Source organism: Arenimonas soli, from assembly GCF_014643775.1.
GTDB lineage: Bacteria > Pseudomonadota > Gammaproteobacteria > Xanthomonadales > Xanthomonadaceae > Arenimonas > Arenimonas soli.
Genome location: NZ_BMKC01000001.1, coordinates 1,578,909 through 1,598,042, shown reverse-complemented (window position 1 = coordinate 1,598,042; position 19,134 = coordinate 1,578,909). Strand labels below are relative to the sequence as shown.

The window sequence follows — 19,134 nt, the reverse complement described above, 5'->3', positions numbered from 1 at the left end:
GCCGGCGTCAGCGCAGCAGGCCGCGCCCGCTGTGTTCGATGAAATCGAGCATCAGCTGCACGTCCTGCGAGTCGGCGGCGCCGGCGGCCAGTTGCCCGCGCACTTCGGCCAGCGGTTTGCCGGAAAGGTAAAGCGCGCGGTAGGCGCGCTTGATCGCCGAAATGCGGTCGGCGTCGAAGCCGCGGCGCTTGAGGCCTTCGGCATTGATGCCGCGCGGGGCGGCGTATTTGTCGGCGACCATCACGAAGGGCGGTACGTCGGCGTTGACCAGGCTGCCCATGCCGATGAAGGCGTGGGCACCGATCTTGCAGAACTGGTGAATGCCCGCGAAGCCGCCCAGGATCGCCCAGTCGCCCAGTTCGGCGTGGCCGGCCAGGGTGGCGTTGTTGGCCAGGATGCAGTGGTCGCCGACGATGCAGTCGTGGGCGATGTGCACGTAGGCCATGATCCAGTTGTGGCTGCCGATGCGGGTGACGGCGCCGCCGTCGCCGGTGCCGCGGCTGATGGTGGTGAACTCGAAGATGGTGTTGCCGTCGCCGACCACCAGTTCGGTGCGTTCACCGGCGAACTTCTTGTCCTGCGGGTCGTTGCCGACCGTGGCGTGGGCGTGGATGACGTTGTCGCGGCCGATGCGGGTGGGCCCGCCGATAACGGCATGCGGGCCGATCCGGCAGCCGTCGCCGATTTCCACTTCGGCGCCGATGATCGCATAGGGGCCGACCTCGACCCGCTCGCCGATCCGCGCCGTGGCGTCGATCAGGGCAGTCGGGTGGATCATGCTATTCCTTGCCTTCGGCGCACAGGATTTCCGCGCTGGCGACCACCTTGCCGTCGACGCGGGCGGAACCCTCGTAAAGCGCCATGTTGCGGATATTGCGCTTGAGCACCACCTCGATGTCGAGCTGGTCGCCCGGCACCACCATGCGGTTGAAGCGCGCGTTGTCCACCTTCACCAGGTAGAACAGCTTGCCGTCGCCGATCGCGTCGCGCGGCAGAGACAGCTGGGTGAGCAGGCCGCCGGCCTGGGCCATGGCCTCGATCACCAGCACGCCGGGCATCACCGGGCGGCCCGGGAAATGGCCCTGGAAGTAGGGTTCGTTGAAGGTGACGTTCTTGATGGCGCGGATGCGCTTGTGCGCTTCCAGCTCGACCACCCGGTCGACCAGCAGGAAGGGGTAACGGTGGGGCAGCAGGTGCAGGATGCAGGCGACATCCACGGGCAGCTTGATGGCGTCTTCGCTCATCCTGGGGTTCCTTGGCGGATTCAATCCTTGGGCGGGGCGCCCATTCTACGCGCCAGCGCGTCCAATTGCCGGAACCGGGCGGCATTGCGGCGAAAACGCCGGGCTTCCTGCGCGGCCATGGCCGAGGCGTATTCGCCCGGCTCGGTGATCGAGGCGGTGACCAGGCTCATGGCGGTGATCGTGACCCGGTCGCAGACCGACAGGTGGCCGGCGATGCCGGCGCCGCCGCCGACCAGGCAGTAGCGGCCGATCCGGGCCGAACCAGCCACGGCCACGCAGCCGGCCATGGCGGTATGGGCCCCGATGTGCACGTTGTGGCCCACCTGCACCAGGTTGTCCAGGCGCACGTCCTGTTCGAGCACGGTGTCGTCCAGGGCGCCTCGGTCGATGCAGCTGTTTGCGCCGACCTCGCAGTCGTCGCCGATCTGCACGCCGCCCAGCTGCGGCACCTTCAGCCACTGGCCGGCTTCCATCGCCAGGCCGAAGCCTTCGGCGCCGATCACGGCCCCGGGATGCACCCGCACCCGCGCGCCCAGCCGGACCCGGGTCACCAGCGTGACCCGGGCCAGCAGCTCGCAGCCGGGGCCGACCACGCAGTCGTCGCCGATGACGCAGCCCGGGCCGATGACGGCGCCGGCGCCAACCTGGCAGCGCGCGCCGATGCTGGTGAAGGGGCCGACGTGGGCGCCGGGATCGACCCGGGCGTCGTCGGCAACCACGGCGGAGGCATGCACGCCCGGCGCCGGGGCCGGACCGGTTTCGAACAGGGCCGCGATGCGGGCGAAGGCCGCATACGGTGATGCCGCGACCAGGCAGGGCACCGGGCAGTCGGCGGCATCGGCCTCGGCCAGCACCACCGCCGCCGCGCGGGTGCCCGCCAGGTCCTGGCGGTAGCGCGGGTTGGCCAGGAAGGCCAGCTGGCCTTCGCCGGCCCTGGCCAGCGTCGCCACGCCGCGCACCCGGACGGCGCCGTCGCCGCGCAGGCCCAGCGCGAAGCGCGCGGCGAGCTCGGCCAGCGTCGGCGACGGGGCGGGCATCGCCCCGGCCTTAGAAACTGCCGCCGAAGGTGAACTGCAGGCGCTCGACCTGGTCGGAACGCTCGCGCTGGATCGGCAGGGCGTAGCTGATCTGGATCGGACCCATCGGCGACTCCCATTGCAGCGCCACGCCCGTCGAGATGCGCAGCGTCTTGGCTTCCCAGTCCTCGAAGCCGTTGTAGACGTTGCCGTAGTCGATGAAGGCCGACAGGCGGGTGCCGCGGTTGTCGAACAGGGTGGGGAAATAGAACTCGATGGTGCCGGCGGTCTTGAGCGAGCCGCCGATCGGCTGGCGGAACCCGTCGCTGGCGAACTGGTAGGTCGGGCCGACCGTGTTGACTTCGAAGCCGCGGATCGAGTTCGGGCCACCGGCGTAATAATTGCGGAAGAACGGCAGGCCGCAGTTGGTGGTGGTGGTGATGATGTCGCCTTCGGTGTCGAAGCTGTCGCACAGCGCGTCGGCCGTGTCGCCGTAGCTGTCGCCGTAGCCCAGCTCGACACCGAACTTCATCACCAGCCAGTTGGCCAGCGGGATGTAGTGTTCGAAGTTGTAGCCGAGCTTGTAGTACTCGAGGTCGCTGCCGGGCAGCACGATCTCGGCGTTGATGCGGTGGTAGGTGCCGCGGGTCGGCAGCAGGAAGTCGTTGCGCGAATCACGCACCCAGCCGGTCTGCAGGCGCCAGGCGTTGACGTTCCACTGGCGCGAGCCGCCGGTCTGCAGCGGGTCGGTGGTGGTCGGGTCGTCGTCGTCGTTGTCCGGCGGCGTGGTGGGGTCGCGGTCATCGTCGACGTGGAACTGCGGGAAACGCTGGCGGTCGCCCAGGGTGCTGACCAGGTACTGGATCAGCGGTTCGGGCGTGAAGCCGTCCTGGGTGGTGATCTGGTTGCGGTCGATGCCCAGCGAGAACTGGATCGAGTCGGTTTCGGTCAGCGGGATGCCGGCCAGGATCTCGGCGGCCGACACGGCGTTGTTGTACTGGGCCAGGTTGGCGTCCTGGCGCGAGTAGCTGTAGTCGCTGTGGCTGAGGTTGTAGCCGACGCTGATGCCCGAGTCGGTGAAGTACGGGTCGGTGTAGCCGATCGAGTACTGCTTGGAGAAGCTGTTGTTCTGCACCGCGATGGAAACGCGGTTGCCCGTGCCCAGGAAGTTGTTCTGCACCAGCTGCAGGCTGGTGATCAGGCCGAAGGTCTGCTGGTAGCCCAGGCCGAAGGTGAACTGGCCGGAGTTGCGTTCCTTGACGTTGACAACCACGTCCACCTGGTCGGGCGCACCGGCGACCTCGGGGGTCTCGATGTCGATTTCCTCGAAGAAGCCCAGGCGCTGCAGGCGGACCTTGGAGCGATCGACCGCGGCCTGCGAGAACCACGCACCTTCGAACTGGCGCATTTCGCGGCGCAGGACCTCGTCGGCGGTGCCGGTGTTGCCCTTGAAGACGATGCGGCGGACCTGCACGCGCGGACCCGGCTCGACGAAGAAGTTCAGGCCGACGACGCGATTTTCGCGGTCGATGTCCGGCACCGGGTTCACCTGGGCGAACGCGTAGCCGATGTTGCCCAGCAGCGCGATCATCGCATCGGTGCTCAGTTCGACGCGGGCGCGCGAGAAGGTGCCGCCCTCGCGCACGAACAGCATCTTCTCCATTTCCTCGACCGGCAGGATGGTGTCGCCCGAGACCTTGACCTCGCCGATGGTGTAGACCTCGCCTTCGGCGACGTTGGCGGTGACGAAGATGTCGCGCTTGTCCGGGCTGATCGCGACCTGGGTGGACTCGACGTTGAAGTCGACGTAGCCGCGGTCCAGGTAATAGTTGCTCAGCTTCTCGAGGTCGCCCGAGAGCTTCTCGCGCGAGTACTGGTCGTCGCGGCGGTACCAGGACAGCCAGTTGCTGGTGTCCGATTCCCAGGTCTCGCGCAGGTCTTCTTCGATGAAGGTTTCGTTGCCGACGATGTTGATGTCGCGGATGCGCGCGGCCTTGCCTTCCTCGATGATGATCGTGACATCGACGCGATTGCGGTCGAGGTTGGAGACCGACGGCAGGATCGAGACGTTGTACTTGCCGCGGTTGTTGTACTGGCGGATCAGTTCCTGGGTGATGCGGTCGAGGTTGAGCGGGTTGTAGGTCTCGCCTTCGGCCAGGCCGATGCTGCGCAGGCCGACCATCAGGTCGTCGGTCTTGATGTCCTTGTTGCCGGTCAGCGTGATGGAGTTGATGGCCGGCCGTTCGGTCACCACCACGACCAGGATGTCGCCCTGGCGTTCGAGCCTGACGTCGCTGAAGAAGCCCGTGCGGAACAGCGCACGGATGGCGTCGCCGGAGCGGCTGCGGTCGAGGGTGTCGCCGCGTTCGACCGGCAGGTAGGTGAAGACCGTACCCGCGGAGATGCGCTGCAGGCCTTCGACGCGGATGTCGGCGACCTGGAATGCCTCGTAGTTCTGGGCGTGGGCGGGGCCGGCAAGAGCGGCGGCGAGCGCGATGCTCAGGAGGCAGCGTCGGACAGTGGGTCGCGTCATCGTCAATCCGTGGAAACCGGGCGGAATCGCCCGCAATGGGTGGAAGCTCAGGAGCCGAGCCGGAGAATATCGTTGTAAAAGGCCAATCCCATCAGGCCGGCCAGCAGGGCCAGACCGATGTATTGGCCCGCCATGAGGCTGCGTTCGCCGACCGGACTGCCCTTGACCAGCTCGATAAGGTAATACAGCAGGTGCCCACCATCCAAGACGGGGATGGGCAGCAGGTTCATGATGCACAGGCTCAGCGAGAGTATCGCGAGGAAGTTAAGAAACCATGCGGGGCCCAGCCCGGCGCTGCCGTTGGCGACCCGGGCGATGGTGATCGGGCCGGAAATGTTCTTCAGGGATGCCTGGCCCGAGACCATGCGCCAGAGCATGCCCAGCACGTCCGAGGTCATCTGGCGGGTCTCGGCCAGGGCCGCCGGCACCGCGGCCAGGGGGCCGAAGCGCAGCAGGGCGTCCTGTTCCAGCGGCGCGGCCAGCACGCCCAGCTGCCAGACCGCCTGGCCATCGCGTTCGACCCGCTGCGGGCTGACTTCCAGCGCCTGGCTGCGGCCGTCGCGCTCGACCTGCAGGACCAGCGGGCGGTCCGGACCGGCCAGTTCCTGCAGCAGGGGCGACACCTGGTCGTAGGTCTGCACCGGGCGGCCGCCCAGGGAAAGGATGCGGTCCCCGGCCCGCAGGCCGGCGGCGTCGGCCGCCGAGCCGGGCGCGACCTCGCCGACCACGGCCGGCCAGGCCAGGCTCAGGCCCAGGTCCGAGAACGGGCGTTCTTCGCTCAGCACCAGGCCCGGGCGGTCGAGCGGCAGCAGGCGCACGCGTTCCTGGCCGTCGGCGGTGCGCACCCGCACGGCCGTGGGCTCGCGGTCGATGACGGCGGTGGCCAGCGCGACGCCGGCCTCGCTCCAGCTGCGGATGGGGCGCCCGTCCACGTCCAGCAGGCGGTCGCCGGCCTGGAAGCCGGCTTCGGCGGCGAGGCCCTGGGCGCGGCCGATGTCGGGCTGGAAGTCGGGCTTGCCGACCACGAACATCAGCCACAGCAGGGCGATGCACAGCAGCAGGTTGGCGATCGGGCCGGCCGCGACGATGGCGATGCGCTGGTAGACCGACTTGGCGTTGAAGCTTTCGTGGCGCTCGGACGGGGCGACCTCGACCTCGCGTTCGTCGAGCATCTTCACGTAGCCGCCCAGCGGGATCCAGGCCACGGCGTATTCGGTGCCGTCGCGGCCGATGCGCTTCCATACCGGCCTGCCAAAGCCCACCGAGAAGCGCAGCACGCGCACGCCGCAGCGCCGCGCGACCCAGTAGTGGCCGAACTCGTGGAAGGTGACCAGGATGCCGAGGCTGACGATGAGCCACCACACCGAGCCGAAGAATTCCGTCATTGCCGCTGCATCCTCGCGATGATTTCCCCGGCCAGGCGCCGGGCCGCGGCATCGGTTTCAAGCAGGTCTTCCAGCGATTGGGCCGGGCCGCCCGGGTGGGCGTCCAGGCAGGCCTGGACCAGGTCCGGGATGCCAAGGAAGCCCAGTGTGCCCTGAAGGAAGGCTGAAACGGCGACTTCGTTGGCGGCGTTGAGCACCGCCGGGGCGCCGCCGCCGGCCGCGAGCGCCCGGTAGGCCAGGCCCAGGCAGGGGAAGGTTTCCAGGTCGGGCGGCTCGAAGTCGAAGCGGGCCAGGGCAGCCAGGTCGAGCGGCGCCACGCCCGAATCGATGCGCTCGGGCCAGGCCAGGCCATGGGCCAGCGCCGTGCGCATGTCGGGGTTGCCCAACTGCGCCAGCACCGAGCCGTCGACGTAGTCGACCAGCGAGTGGATGACGCTTTGCGGGTGCACCACCACTTCGATGCATTCCGGCGGCAGGCCGAACAGGTGCCGGGCTTCGATGACTTCCAGGCCCTTGTTCATCAGGGTGGCCGAATCCACCGAAATCTTCCGGCCCATCGACCAGTTCGGGTGGGCGCAGGCCTGGTCGGGCGTCACCGCGGCCAGCGCCGCGCGGTCGCGGCCGCGGAACGGGCCGCCGGACGCGGTCAGCAGCAGGCGGCGGACCCCCTGGCGGCCACCGTCGGCCGGCAGGCACTGGAAGATGGCGTTGTGCTCGCTGTCCACCGGCAGCAAGGTGGCGCCGCCTTCGCGGGCCGCGCGCACCAGCAGGTCGCCGGCCAGGACCACCGATTCCTTGTTGGCCAGCAGCAGGCGCTTGCCGGCCCGGGCCGCGGCCAGGGTCGAGGCCATGCCCGCGGCGCCGACGATGGCGGCGACCACGGTGTCGTGGGCCGGGTCGGTGGCGACCTCGTCCAGGGCGTCGGGGCCGGCCAGGGCCCGCGTGGACAGGCCCAGGGCCGCCAGGCCGTCGCGCAGGGCGGGGTAGGCGGCCTTGTCGGCCACCACGGCGGTGTCGGGGCGGAACCGGGCGCACAGGGCCAGCAGCGCGTCCACGCTGCCGTTGGCGGTGAGCGCGCCGACCCGGAAGCGATCCGGATGCCGGGCCACCACGTCCAGGGTCGAGCTTCCGATCGAACCGGTGGCGCCCAGCAGCGCGATCGTTTTCAGAGGCCGAGCCATGCCTTGCCCACCACGAACACCGGCAGGGCGGCCAGGATGCTGTCCAGCCGGTCCATCAGGCCGCCGTGGCCCGGGAACAGGTCGCCGGAATCCTTGACCCCCGAATGCCGCTTCATGAGGCTTTCGAACAGGTCGCCGACCACCGAGATGGCCGCCACCGCCAGGGTGACCAGCCACAGCGCCGGCAGCTGCGACCAGGCCAGGCCCAGCACCGGCACGGCCGGGATGGCCAGCAGGGCGCTGGTGGCCAGGCCGCCGTAAACGCCTTCCCAGCTCTTGCCCGGGCTGATGGTGGGCGCCAGCTTGCGCTTGCCCCAGCGGGAGCCGGCGAAGTAGGCGCCGCTGTCGGCGGCCCAGACGATCAGCAGGGCGAACAGGGTCCAGCGGGCGCCGTAGGGGTCTTCCGAGTGCAGCCAGCCCAGGGCGCACCAGGCCGGAATGATGCCCAGGCTGCCGGCCAGCAGCTTCAGGCTGCGGTTGGCGGCCGTGTCGGCCTTGCCGAAGGCGGGCCGGGCCAGCCACAGGCAGACCACCGCCCACCACAGCACGCCCACCATGCTCATCAGCTTGAGCGTGAACAGGCTGGGCCCGCCACCCCAGACCAGGGCGGCCATCAGCAGGGCGTTGGCGGTGAGGAAGGCGGCGCGCGGCAGGCGCTCGTGCACGCCGGCGAAATGGGTCCATTCCCACAGGCCGGCCAGCAGCACCAGGGCGACGATGGCCGCCAGCCAGGGCGTGGGCAGGAACAGCACCGCCAGGATCGGCAGCGGCGCCAGCACCACGGCCGTGGTGATGCGCTGGCGGCGGCTCACGTGGCACCCCCGGCGACCTGGGCACTGGTCAGGCCGAACCGGCGCTCGCGATCGGCGAACGCGGCCATGGCGGCGTCCAGCACCGCGTCGTCGAGATCGGGCCACAGGGTTTCGGTGAACCACAGCTCGGTGTAGGCCAGCTGCCAGAGCAGGAAATTGCTGATGCGCAGGTCGCCACCGGTGCGGATGAACAGGTCGGGCGACGGCAGCCCGGCCAGGCTGATGCGCTCCCCGAGCAGGGTTTCGGTGATGTCGCCGGGGGCCAGGCGGCCGGCCGCGACGTCCCCGGCCAGGCTCCGGCAGGCCTGGGTGATGTCCCAGCGGCCGCCGTAACCCACGGCGATGTTCAGGGCCAGGCAGGGCTGCGCGGGTGGATGCTGTTCGGCCTGGGCCATGCGGGTCTGGATCGTCTCCGGGAAGCCGCTGCGGTCGCCGATGAAGGACAGGCGCACGCCGCGGCGCTGGAGTTCGCCGACTTCGCTGTCGAGCATGCGCAGGAACAGCTTCATCAGCGCGCCGACTTCCTCTTCGGGCCGGTTCCAGTTCTCCGAGGAGAAGGCAAACAGGGTCAGCGCCCCGATGCCCCGCGCCAGGCAATAGTCCACGCACACCTGCACCGCCTTGGCGCCGGCGCGGTGGCCCAGCGTGCGCGGGCGATTGCGGCGCTGCGCCCAGCGGCCATTGCCGTCCATGATGACGGCCAGGTGGCGGGGCAGCCGCGTGGGAGGCGGGGCAGGCATCGTGGCGGCCTGGCTCAAACCGCCATCAGCTCCTGTTCCTTGGCCTTGACGACTTCGTCGACGTCCTTGACGGCCTTGTCGGTGAGCTTCTGGATCTCGTCCTCGGCGCGATGCGATTCGTCTTCGGTGACCTGCTTTTCCTTGAGCAGTTCCTTGACGTGCTGGATGGCGTCGCGGCGCACGTTGCGGATGGCGACCTTGGCGTTTTCACCTTCGGCGTGCACGTGCTTGGAGAGCTCCTTGCGGCGCTCCTCGGTGAGCGGCGGCAGGTTGATCCGGATGACGGTGCCGGCGGTATTGGGGGTCAGGCCCAGGTCGGAGGCCAGGATGGCCTTCTCGACCGCGGACACCATGCCCTTCTCCCAGGGCGTGATGGTCAGCGAGCGGGCGTCGGACACCGACACGCTGGCGACCTGGGTCAGCGGCATGTCGGAGCCGTAGTAGTTCACCTTCAGGTGGTCGACCAGGGCGGTGGTGGCCCGGCCCGTGCGCAGTTTGGTCAGGTCGTGGCGGAAGGCCTCGACGGACTTGTTCATGCGGGTGAGGGCGTCTTTCTTGATTTCTTCGAGCATCGCTGGCTCCGCGGACGGGTCGGTTTCTGGGGCAAGCCCGGGATTATAGGCGCTGGCGCGTGGCGGCGCTCAGCCCGCGTCGACCAGGGTGCCCAGCGACTCGCCGCGCAGGATGCGCATCAGGGCGCCGGGCTGCATCATGTCGTAGATGCGCACCGGCACCTTGTTGTCGCGGCACAGCGCGAACGCGGCGGTGTCCATCACCTGCAGGTTGCGGGCGATCACCTCGTCGTAGCTCAGGTGCTCGAAGCGCTTGGCGTTGGGGTTCTTCTTGGGGTCCGAATCGTAGATTCCGTCGACCTTGGTGGCCTTGAGCAGCAGGTCGGCGCCGATCTCGCTGGCACGCAGGCCGGCGGCCGAGTCGGTGGTGAAGAAGGGGTTGCCGGTGCCGGCGGCGAACAGGGCGATGCGGCCCTTTTCCATGTGCCGGATGGCGCGGCGGCGGATGTAGTCTTCGCAGACCTCGTTGATCTTGATCGCGCTCATCACCCGGGCGAAGCCGCCTTCCTTCTCCAGCGCGTCGGCCATGGCCAGGGCGTTGATGACGGTGGCCAGCATGCCCATGTGGTCGCCGGTGACGCGGTCCATGCCGGCCTCGGCCAGGCCGGCGCCGCGGAAGATGTTGCCGCCACCGATCACCAGGCCGATCTGGGCGCCCGCGCGCTGGGCCTCGACGATGTCCTTGGCCATGGCCTGGATCACCTTCGGGTCGATGCCGTAGTCCTCGTGGCCCATCAGGGCCTCGCCGGAGAGCTTGAGCAGGATGCGGCGGTACTTCAGGGGCTGGGTGCTCATGGGGCTCTCCGGTGGCTGGGCAAACGGCGGAATTCTAGCCGATCGCGGGCCGGTCCCGGTTGTCCGCCCGAAGCTTACTTCCAGTTCGCCAGTTCTTCGTCGGTCACGTAGCCGTCGCGATTGCGGTCCACGAGCTTCCACTCGAAGTGCAGGGCATGGTCGTCGGGCACCTCGGTGCGGTCCAGGCGTCCGTCGCCATTGGCGTCGAGGTCGGCGACCTTCACCGCGTACTGGCTGGCGTTGGGCAGCGGCGGCTGCACCGAAACCACGGTCACCGGGCCGGTCTGGGCTTCGAAGCTGGCCTGCGGGCCGGATTCGACGTTCTGCGCCAGGGCGGGGCCCGCGGCGAGCAGGGCGAGGCAAAACAGGGGGGTGTGGGCTTTCATGGGGGTTCCCTCGTGCAAGCTTGGGTGCCCGGAAGACTTGCAAGCCCCGGCCCAACCCGGGATGAACCGCCCGACGCGGCCATTCAGCAAAAGGAAAGGGCCGCGGGGTTGCCCGCGGCCCTTCCGGTGAAGCGTGGAGCGATGGCTCAGGCCAGGCCGGCCTGCTTCATCACTTCGGCGGCGTAGTCCTCGACCACCTTCTCGATGCCTTCGCCGACGGCCAGGCGCTGGAACTGCACCACGTCGGCGCCGGCGGCCTTGACGGCCTGCTCGACGGTCTGGTCGGTGTTCAGGACATAGGCCTGGCCGTACAGGGTGACTTCGTTGACGATCTTGGCGACCTTGCCGGCCATGATCTTCTCGAGGATCTCGGCGGGCTTGGACTTGTCCTTGTCGGACATCTTCGCCATCTCGATTTCCTTTTCCTTGGCGATGAAGTCGGCCGGCACGTCGGCGGCCTTGTTGTGCGGCGGGTTCATCGCCGCCACGTGCATGGCGATGCCGCGGGCCAGCTCGGCGTCGCCGCCCTTGAGCTCGACCAGCACGCCGATGCGGCCGCCGTGGATGTAGGCGGCGACGTGGTTGGCGCTGTCGACCCTGGCCAGGCGACGCACCTGCACGTTTTCGCCGACCTTGGCGATCACGGCGGCGCGGGCTTCCTCGACGGTGTCGCCGGAGGCGACCTTGGCCGCCTTCAGGGCGTCGGCGTCGGCGGCGCCGGAGGCCAGGGCGGCCTGGGCGACGGCGTCGGCGAAGGCCAGGAAGTTGTCGTCCTTGGCCACGAAGTCGGTTTCGGAGTTGATCTCAACCAGCACGGCCTTGCCGCCGTCCTGGGCCGCGACGATGCGGCCTTCGGCGGCCACGCGGCCGGCCTTCTTGTCGGCCTTGGCCAGGCCGGACTTGCGCAGGGCCTCGGCCGCGGCGTCGATGTCACCGCCGGTTTCGGACAGGGCCTTCTTGCATTCCATCATGCCGGCGCCGGTGCGCTCGCGCAGTTCCTTGACCAGGGAAGCAGTGATTTCCATGGGGTTCTCCAGATTCAGTGTGTGGCGCGCCGGCAAGGGGCCGGCGTGCGCGAAAGGGGGTGCCGCGGCGCAGCATGGCGCCGCGGCATGACGCTGTGCTTACTTGGCGGCGCGGGGCGCGCGCGGGGCGCGGGCACGCGGGGCCGGCTTCTTGTCTTCCTTGGCGACCGGGTTGCCTTCGCCATCGAGCTCGACGAAGTCGTCGGCGGCGGCCACGTGGGCCTGCGGCGAGGCGGCCTTGCCCTCGAGCACGGCGTCGGCGGCGGCGCGCACGTACAGCTGCACGGCGCGGATGGCGTCGTCGTTGCCCGGGATGGCGTAGTCCACCAGGTTGGGGTCGTAGTTGGTGTCGACCACGGCGACGACCGGGATGCCGAGCTTCTTGGCTTCCTGCACGGCGATGTTTTCGTGGCCGATGTCGATCACGAACAGCGCGTCCGGCAGTCGGCCCATGTCCTTGATGCCGCCCAGGGAGGCTTCAAGCTTGTCGCGCTCGCGGCGCAGGCCCAGCACTTCGTGCTTGACCAGCTTCTCGAAGGTGCCGTCGGTTTCGGCGGCCTCGAGTTCCTTCAGGCGCGCGACCGACTTCTTGACGGTGGCGAAGTTGGTCAGGGTGCCGCCCAGCCAGCGCATGCTCATGTAGGGCATGCCGCAACGCTCGGCTTCTTCCTTGATGGACTCGCGGGCCGAACGCTTGGTGCCGACGAACAGGATCGAGCCGCGCTTCTGGGCGATGCCCGAGACGAAGTTCATCGCGTCCTGGAACAGCGGCAGGGTCTTTTCGAGGTTGATGATGTGGATCTTGCCGCGGGCGCCGAAGATGTACGGACCCATCTTGGGGTTCCAGTAGCGGGTCTGGTGGCCGAAGTGAACGCCGGCTTCCAGCATCTGGCGCATGGTGACCTGGGACATGGTGTTTCCTTTGCAGACAGGGAGCCGGCCGCACGCTGGCGGCATCGAAGCTCCGGGGTTGGGCCTCCGCCAGGCCGCCGCCTCGAACCCCCGGACCGTGGTCCGCGGGCACCCCGGGGCGGGGGATTGCCTGGCGTGTGAATTCACCGGTGACGCCCGGCGTGGGCGGCCCGAATGGCCCTGTCAGGGGTTTTCCGAGCCCCGGGAGTATAGCCGGCTGGCCCAAGGCCCCGCAACTGGGCGATAATCCCGGCCATGCATATCAGCCTCAAGAGCCCCGAAGACATCGAGCGCATGCGCGTGGCCGGCCGCCTGGCCGCCGAAGTGCTGCAGGTGGTCGCCCCGCACGTCAAGCCGGGCGTCAGCACCGCCGAGCTCGACCGCATCTGCCACGACCACATCGTCAACGTGCAGGGGGCCGTGCCCGCCAACGTCGGCTACAAGGGCTTCCCGGCCACGGTCTGCACCTCGGTCAACAACGTCATCTGCCACGGCATCCCCAGCGACGCCAAGGTGCTCAAGGACGGCGACATCATCAATATCGACGTCACGGTCATCAAGGACGGCTGGCACGGCGACACCAGCCGCATGTATTTCGTCGGCGAACCCAGCGTCAAGGCCCGCCGCCTGGTCGAAGTGACCCGCGAGGCCATGTTCCGCGGCATCCGCACCGTCAAGCCGGGTGCGACCCTGGGCGACATCGGCCACGCCATCCAGAAGTACGCCGAAGGCGAGCGGTTTTCCGTGGTGCGCGAATACTGCGGCCACGGCATCGGCCGCATCTACCACGAAGACCCGCAGGTGCTGCACTACGGCCAGCCGGGCGCCGGCGTGGTGCTGCAAAAGGGCATGACCTTCACCATCGAGCCGATGATCAACGAAGGCTCGCGCCACACCAAGCTGCTGGGCGACGGCTGGACCGTGGTCACCCGCGACAAGTCGCTGTCGGCCCAGTGGGAGCACACGGTGGTGGTAACCGACGACGGCGTCGAGATCCTCACCCGCCTGCCCGGCGACGACAACGACCTGTGACCCGGGCCGGCCCGTGAGCGCCGCCCCGAACAGCCTCGACCCCGACCTGGCGACGACCCTTGCCGCGGCGGCCGACGACGGCGCCTGGCGCGACGCCGCCAAGGCCGCCCTGGTCGCCCGCCGCGAATTGCTGCGCCAGCGCTTCGACGCCGGCGAAGCCATCGACCGCCTGGTTTCGCGCTGCGCCGACGCCGCCGACGCCGTGGTGCGCGCGGCCTGGCAGCGCTGCCTGGGCGATACGCCCGGCCTGGACCTGCTGGCCACCGGTGGCTACGGCCGCGGCGAACTCTACCCGCAGTCCGACATCGACCTGCTGGTGCTGGCCGAACCCGACCTGCAGCAGCGCCACCAGGTGGAGATCGGGCGCTTCTTCTCCCTGCTCTGGGACGCCGGCCTGGCCACCAGCCAGGCGGTGCGTTCGACCGCACAGTGCATCGAGGGCGCGCGCGAGGACATCACGGTGCTCACCGCCCTGATGGAGTGCCGCGCACTGGCGGGTGACCCGGGGGCCCCCAAGGCGCTGGCGGCGGCCCTGGCGCCGACGGTGCTGTGGCCCCCGTCCGATTATTTCTACGCCAAGCGCGAGGAACAGCGGGCCCGCCATGCACGCTTCAACGACACCGCGCACAACCTCGAGCCCAGCATCAAGGAGGGCCCGGGCGGCCTGCGCGACCTGCAGACCATCACCTGGATGGGCATGCGCCTGTATGGCGTGCCCGGCCTGCGTGCCTTGGTGCCGCTGGGCCTGCTGGGCGAAGACGAATGCGCCAGCCTCGAGCGCGAATGGCGGGTGCTGGCGCGGTTGAGGTTCGGCCTGCACCTGCTGGCCGGCCGGCGCGAGGAACGCCTGGGCTTCGACTACCAGAAGAACCTGGCCGCGATGCTGGGCCTCAAGGACGAACGCCGGGACAACCTGGCGGTCGAACAGATGATGCAGGGTTTCTTCCGCAGCGCCGCGACGGTGATGCGCATCAACGACCGGGTGCTCCAGCGTTACGAGGAGCAGCTTTCGGGCCAGGAAGAAACCCTGTCGCTGGGCGAAGGCTACGAGTTGCGCCACGGCTACCTGGCCATGGCCGAACCGGGACGGCTGGGCGAGGGTTTCGCACCGGTGCTGGCGCTGTTCGTGGCCTGGGATGCGCAGCCGGGCGCCCGCGGCCTGCATTCGGAGACCGCACGCGCCCTGGGCGAATCCCTGGGGGCGATCGGCCCCTACACCGACCAGCCGGAAGCGCTGCGCCGGCAGTTCATGGACCTGATGCAGTCGCCGCAGGCCGTTTCGACGCTGACCCGCATGGCCCGCCTGGGCGTGCTGGCGCGCTACCTGCCGGCCTTCGGCAAAGTATCGGGCCGCATGCAGTACGACCTGTTCCATGTCTACACCGTCGACCAGCACACGCTGACGGTGCTGGCCTACCTCGATGGCTTCGCGCGCAAGGCCGACGAACGTTTCGGCATCGCCCACGAAGTCTGGCCGCGCCTGCGCAAGCCGCACGTGCTGCTGCTGGCCGGCCTGTTCCACGACATCGCCAAGGGCCGCGGCGGCGACCATTCCGAACTCGGCGCCACCGACGCACGCGAGTTCGCGGCCGCGCACGCGATGCCGCAGTCCGACGCCGACCTGCTGGCCTGGCTGGTCGAACAGCACCTGCTGATGTCCACCACCGCCCAGCGCCAGGACATTTCCGACCCGGTGGTGGTGGCGCGTTTCGCCAACAAGGTGGCCGACCGCGAACACCTTGATTACCTGTACCTGCTGACCTGCGCCGACATCGCCGGCACCAGCCCGAAACTCTGGAACGCCTGGAAGGACCGGCTGCTGGCCGACCTTTACGCCGCCACCCGCTTCGCGCTGCGCCGCGGCCTGGAAAACCCGGTGCACGCCACCGAGATCATGGCCGAGACCCGCGCCGCGGCGCTGGTGCGCCTGCTGGGCGAAGGCCTGACGCGTGAAGAAGTCGAGCGCATCTGGGCGGCCTATCCGGACGTGGGCTTCCTGCGCTACCGGCCCGAACAGATCGCCTGGCAGACCCACGGCATCGCCGCCTCGGCCGGTGCCGACACCCTGGTGATGGTGCGCCCGCACCTGGAGGACGGCGGCCTTGAGGTCTTCGTGCGCACGCCCGACCGGGACGGCCTGTTCGCGGCCCTGGTGGCCACCTTCGACCGCCTGGGCCTGAATGTGCTCGAGGCCCGCGTGCTGAACTCGATCGACGGCTTCGCGCTCGACAACTTCCAGCTGTTCGCGCCGCATGGCCGCGCGCCGGAACCGTCGGCGGTGGAAGCGGCGCTGAAGCTGGCCCTGAAGGACCCGGCGAAGGTGAAGCCGCCGCGCCGCGCCGCACCCCGCCAGCTGCGCCACTTCCGGGTGCCGGTGAAGGTGGGCTTCGATGAATCGGCCGACGGCCGCCGCACCCGCATGAGCCTGGTCTGCACCGACCAGCCGGGCCTGCTGGCTTCGGTGGCCCAGGTGCTGCGAAAGTTCCGGCTGCGCGTGCACGACGCCCGCATCGCCACCTTCGGCGAAAAGGTGGAAGATTTTTTCCTGCTCACCGACGAGGCCAACCAGCCCATCGGTGACCAGGCCCTCTTGGATCAACTGCGCGAGGCCATCGTGGCCGGCGTCGACGGAGACATGCACCATGGCAAGAAAGAAGCCCAGCACTGAACAGCTGCAGGCGATCATCGAGGACGCCTTCGAGCGCCGCGCCACCCTGACCGCGATGGAGATCGAAGGCTCCACGCGGCCGGCGGTGGACGAGGCGATCGAGCTGCTCGAGTCGGGCAAGGCGCGCGTCGCCGCGCCGAACGGCAAGCACTGGGAAGTCAACGAGTGGCTCAAGAAGGCCGTGCTGCTGTACTTCCGCATCAACGACATGCAGATGATGGAAGGTTTCCCGGCGCCCTACTGGGACAAGGTGCGGCTGCGCTTCGACAACTTCGACGACGCCGACTTCCAGAAGCTGGGCGCGCGCGTGGTGCCCGGCGCGATCGTGCGTTCGGGTGCGCACATCGGCAAGGACGTGGTGCTGATGCCCAGCTTCGTGAACATCGGCGCCCACGTGGGGGCCGGGACCATGGTCGACACCTGGGCCACCATCGGCAGCTGCGCCCAGGTCGGCAAGAACTGCCACGTCAGCGGCGGCGCCGGCATCGGCGGCGTGCTCGAACCCCTGCAGGCCAGCCCGACCATCATCGAGGACGGCTGCTTCATCGGCGCCCGCGCCGAAGTGGTAGAAGGCGTGATCGTCGAGAAGGGCAGCGTGATCGGCATGGGCGTGTTCCTGGGCCAGTCCACGCGCATCTACAACCGCGCCACGGGGGAAGTCTCCCAGGGCCGGGTGCCCGCCGGCAGCGTCGTGGTCTCGGGGTCGCTGCCCTCGGCCGATGGCCGGTACTCGCTTTACTGCGCCGTGATCGTCAAGCAGGTGGACGCGAAGACGCGTGCGAAAACTTCTGTCAATGAACTGCTTCGCGGGGCGGTAGAGTAGGCCAGCCCACGACCCACGGAGCCCCGCGATGCGCCTGTTCCCCCGACTGCCCCGCTGGCTGCTGGCCGCCTGTCTTATGGTGGCCATGCCGGCCCTGGCCCAGGTTGACCTGGCCGGTTTCATCAAGCTCGACAGCTTCAGCGATATCCGGCTCTCGCCGACCGGGGAGTACTACGCGGCCACGGTGCCCCTGGGCGACCGGACCGGGCTGGTGGTGCTGCGCCGCTCCGACAACGAGGTCACGGCGCGGTTCGCGCTGGGCAAGGACACCCACATCAGCGGCTTCGAGTGGGTCAACGACACCCGGCTGCTGCTGTCGATGGCCGAAAACTTCGGCATGGACGACACGCCCAGTGCCACCGGGGAAATATTCGGCGTCGATGCGGACGGCAAGAACATCGAACTGCTGGTGGGCTACCGGGCGGTGGGCTCGGGCCCCGGTTCGCGCATCCAGACCCGCACCCAGGAGTCGGTGGCGGCCTACCTGCTCGACACCCTGCCCGACGACGAGCACGAGGTGCTGATCGAGGTCTGGCCCTTCCATGACGACCCCTACACCCGGGTCGAGTCCCTGGACATCCGCAACGGCAAGCGCCGTCCGGTGACCCGTTCGCCGGTGCAGCGCGGCCAGTTCATGGTCGACCATGCCCGCCAGGTGCGCTTCGTGCGGGGATACGGCCCCGACAACGCCAGCATGCTCTACCACCGAAGCGGCGAGGGTGCCGAATGGGTGCTGGTGAACGACGAAAAGAAGACCCGGCGGGTGGATATCCCGGTCGGTTTCTCCGCCGACAACCGCATTGCCTACCTGCGATCGGACAGCCGCAAGACGCCCGACGCCCTGGTGGCCTACGACACCCAGACCGGCGAACGCCGGCCGCTGCTCCAGCACGAGGTCGTGGACCCTTACGAGGTGCTATACAGCCTGGGCGAAACGGGGGTCCCCGTGGGTGCCCAGTACCTGGGTGACAAGGTCGAGCAGCGCTTCTTCGACCCGCAATCGCCCGAAGCCAGGCTCTACGGCATGCTGCAAAGCGCCTTCGAAGGCCAGGCCGTCTACGTCACCTCCACCACCCGCGACGGCACGCTGGCGCTGGTGCAGGTAACCAACGGCAACAACCCGGGCGACTTCTACCTGTTCGACGTGCCGAACCGGAAGGCGGCCTACCTGCTCAGCCGCCGCCAGTGGATCGACCCGGAGGCGATGGGGAACGTGACGCCGGTGGCGCTCAAGGCGCGCGATGGCCTGGCGCTGCATGGCTTCCTGACCTTGCCGCCGGGTTCGGACGGCAAGAAGCTGCCGACCGTGGTTTACGTGCATGGCGGTCCCTTCGGCCGCTTCGACCGCCTGGAGTTCGACACCGACGCGCAGATCCTGGCCAAGGCCGGTTATGCCGTGCTGCAGGTCAATTTCCGCGGTTCGGGCAACTACGGCCGGGGCTTCCAGGAGGCGGGTGCCCAGGAGTGGGGCAAGGCCATGCAGGACGACGTCACCGACGCCACCCGCTGGGCGGTGGAACAGGGCATCGCCGACCCCAAACGCATCTGCATCCATGGCGGCAGCTACGGCGCCTACGCGGCGATGATGGGGGTGGCCCGCGAACCGGACCTGTACGCCTGCGCGGCCGGCTACGTCGGCGTGTACGACCTGGACCTGATGGTTCGCCAGGACAGCCGCGACAGCCGCTTCATGTCCAGCTTCAGCAGCCAGTGGGTGGGCAAGGCGGGCGGTCTTGCCGAGGTGTCGCCCACGCGCCTGGCCGACAGGATCAAGGCCCCCGTGTTCCTGGCCGCCGGCGGCGAGGACCGCGTGGCACCGGTCGAACACACCGAATTGATGGAAAAGGCCCTGCGCAAGGCGGGCGTGCCGGTGGAAACCCTGGTCTACAAGAACGAAGGCCACGGCTTCTACAAGGAAGAGCACCGCACCGAGTATTACCGCCGGCTGCTGGCTTTCCTGTCACGGCACCTCGGCGGCGCGCAGGCGCGCTGAGGGCCACGGAGAAAACG

17 protein-coding genes are annotated in these 19,134 nt (G+C 69.0%); 4 read left to right on the top strand and 13 right to left on the bottom strand.

What is annotated here, in order from left to right; all coding sequences use genetic code 11:
* Positions 1–7: 7 nt before the first annotated feature.
* The 13 genes from lpxA to rpsB all read right to left on the bottom strand — a co-directional run bounded on the left by lpxA (position 8) and on the right by rpsB (position 12,601).
* Entirely contained in the window at positions 8–778 is a 771-nt protein-coding gene (gene lpxA, locus IEX13_RS07695; RefSeq protein WP_188662745.1) for an acyl-ACP--UDP-N-acetylglucosamine O-acyltransferase, read from the bottom strand.
* Between the two features lies 1 nt (position 779).
* Positions 780–1,244 carry a 3-hydroxyacyl-ACP dehydratase FabZ gene (fabZ, locus tag IEX13_RS07690; protein ID WP_188662743.1) on the bottom strand — a complete coding sequence of 155 codons (465 nt, stop codon included), beginning with the start codon at positions 1,242–1,244 and terminating at the stop codon, positions 780–782.
* A 20-nt stretch (positions 1,245–1,264) separates the two neighbouring features.
* A complete protein-coding gene (gene lpxD / locus IEX13_RS07685; protein ID WP_188662741.1) occupies positions 1,265–2,281 on the bottom strand; it encodes a UDP-3-O-(3-hydroxymyristoyl)glucosamine N-acyltransferase in 1,017 nt (338 codons plus the stop codon).
* Between the two features lie 10 nt (positions 2,282–2,291).
* Complete coding sequence (gene bamA, locus IEX13_RS07680; RefSeq protein WP_188662739.1) at positions 2,292–4,793, bottom strand: outer membrane protein assembly factor BamA; 2,502 nt, start codon at positions 4,791–4,793, stop codon at positions 2,292–2,294.
* A 47-nt stretch (positions 4,794–4,840) separates the two neighbouring features.
* Entirely contained in the window at positions 4,841–6,178 is a 1,338-nt protein-coding gene (rseP, locus tag IEX13_RS07675) for an RIP metalloprotease RseP (RefSeq protein WP_188662736.1), read from the bottom strand.
* Complete coding sequence (locus IEX13_RS07670; RefSeq protein ID WP_188662735.1) at positions 6,175–7,359, bottom strand: 1-deoxy-D-xylulose-5-phosphate reductoisomerase; 1,185 nt, start codon at positions 7,357–7,359, stop codon at positions 6,175–6,177. The genes rseP and IEX13_RS07670 overlap by 4 nt, the downstream gene beginning before the upstream one ends.
* A complete protein-coding gene (locus IEX13_RS07665; protein ID WP_188662733.1) occupies positions 7,344–8,171 on the bottom strand; it encodes a phosphatidate cytidylyltransferase in 828 nt (275 codons plus the stop codon). The genes IEX13_RS07670 and IEX13_RS07665 overlap by 16 nt, the downstream gene beginning before the upstream one ends.
* A complete protein-coding gene (gene uppS, locus IEX13_RS07660) occupies positions 8,168–8,911 on the bottom strand; it encodes a polyprenyl diphosphate synthase (RefSeq protein ID WP_188662731.1) in 744 nt (247 codons plus the stop codon). Before uppS ends, IEX13_RS07665 begins: the two co-directional genes overlap by 4 nt.
* Before the next feature lie 14 nt (positions 8,912–8,925).
* On the bottom strand, positions 8,926–9,483 hold the full coding sequence (frr, locus tag IEX13_RS07655) for a ribosome recycling factor (RefSeq protein ID WP_188662729.1): 558 nt from the start codon (positions 9,481–9,483) through the stop codon (positions 8,926–8,928).
* A gap of 69 nt (positions 9,484–9,552) precedes the next feature.
* Positions 9,553–10,278: a UMP kinase gene (gene pyrH / locus IEX13_RS07650; protein ID WP_188662727.1), complete on the bottom strand. Its 726-nt coding sequence runs from the start codon at positions 10,276–10,278 to the stop codon at positions 9,553–9,555.
* Between the two features lie 74 nt (positions 10,279–10,352).
* The gene (locus tag IEX13_RS07645) at positions 10,353–10,664 is read right to left on the bottom strand and encodes an EF-hand domain-containing protein (RefSeq protein WP_188662725.1); all 312 of its coding nucleotides are present in this window, start codon (positions 10,662–10,664) and stop codon (positions 10,353–10,355) included.
* A 146-nt stretch (positions 10,665–10,810) separates the two neighbouring features.
* On the bottom strand, positions 10,811–11,689 hold the full coding sequence (gene tsf, locus IEX13_RS07640; RefSeq protein ID WP_188662723.1) for a translation elongation factor Ts: 879 nt from the start codon (positions 11,687–11,689) through the stop codon (positions 10,811–10,813).
* Positions 11,690–11,788: 99 nt separating this feature from the next.
* The gene (gene rpsB, locus IEX13_RS07635; protein ID WP_188662721.1) at positions 11,789–12,601 is read right to left on the bottom strand and encodes a 30S ribosomal protein S2; all 813 of its coding nucleotides are present in this window, start codon (positions 12,599–12,601) and stop codon (positions 11,789–11,791) included.
* Positions 12,602–12,856: 255 nt separating this feature from the next.
* Between rpsB and map the strand changes: the two genes are divergently transcribed.
* From map to IEX13_RS07615, 4 genes are read left to right on the top strand one after another with little or no spacing between them, the layout of a single operon-like run.
* A complete protein-coding gene (gene map / locus IEX13_RS07630) occupies positions 12,857–13,633 on the top strand; it encodes a type I methionyl aminopeptidase (RefSeq protein ID WP_188662719.1) in 777 nt (258 codons plus the stop codon).
* A gap of 13 nt (positions 13,634–13,646) precedes the next feature.
* On the top strand, positions 13,647–16,301 hold the full coding sequence (glnD, locus tag IEX13_RS07625) for a [protein-PII] uridylyltransferase (protein ID WP_229668478.1): 2,655 nt from the start codon (positions 13,647–13,649) through the stop codon (positions 16,299–16,301).
* Positions 16,210–17,124 carry a 2,3,4,5-tetrahydropyridine-2,6-dicarboxylate N-succinyltransferase gene (dapD, locus tag IEX13_RS07620; RefSeq protein WP_425489048.1) on the top strand — a complete coding sequence of 305 codons (915 nt, stop codon included), beginning with the start codon at positions 16,210–16,212 and terminating at the stop codon, positions 17,122–17,124. The genes glnD and dapD overlap by 92 nt, the downstream gene beginning before the upstream one ends.
* Positions 17,125–17,152: 28 nt before the next feature.
* Positions 17,153–19,117 (top strand): S9 family peptidase, encoded by a 1,965-nt coding sequence (locus IEX13_RS07615; protein ID WP_229668477.1) that lies wholly within the window; start codon positions 17,153–17,155, stop codon positions 19,115–19,117.
* The last annotated feature ends 17 nt before the right edge of the window (positions 19,118–19,134 follow it).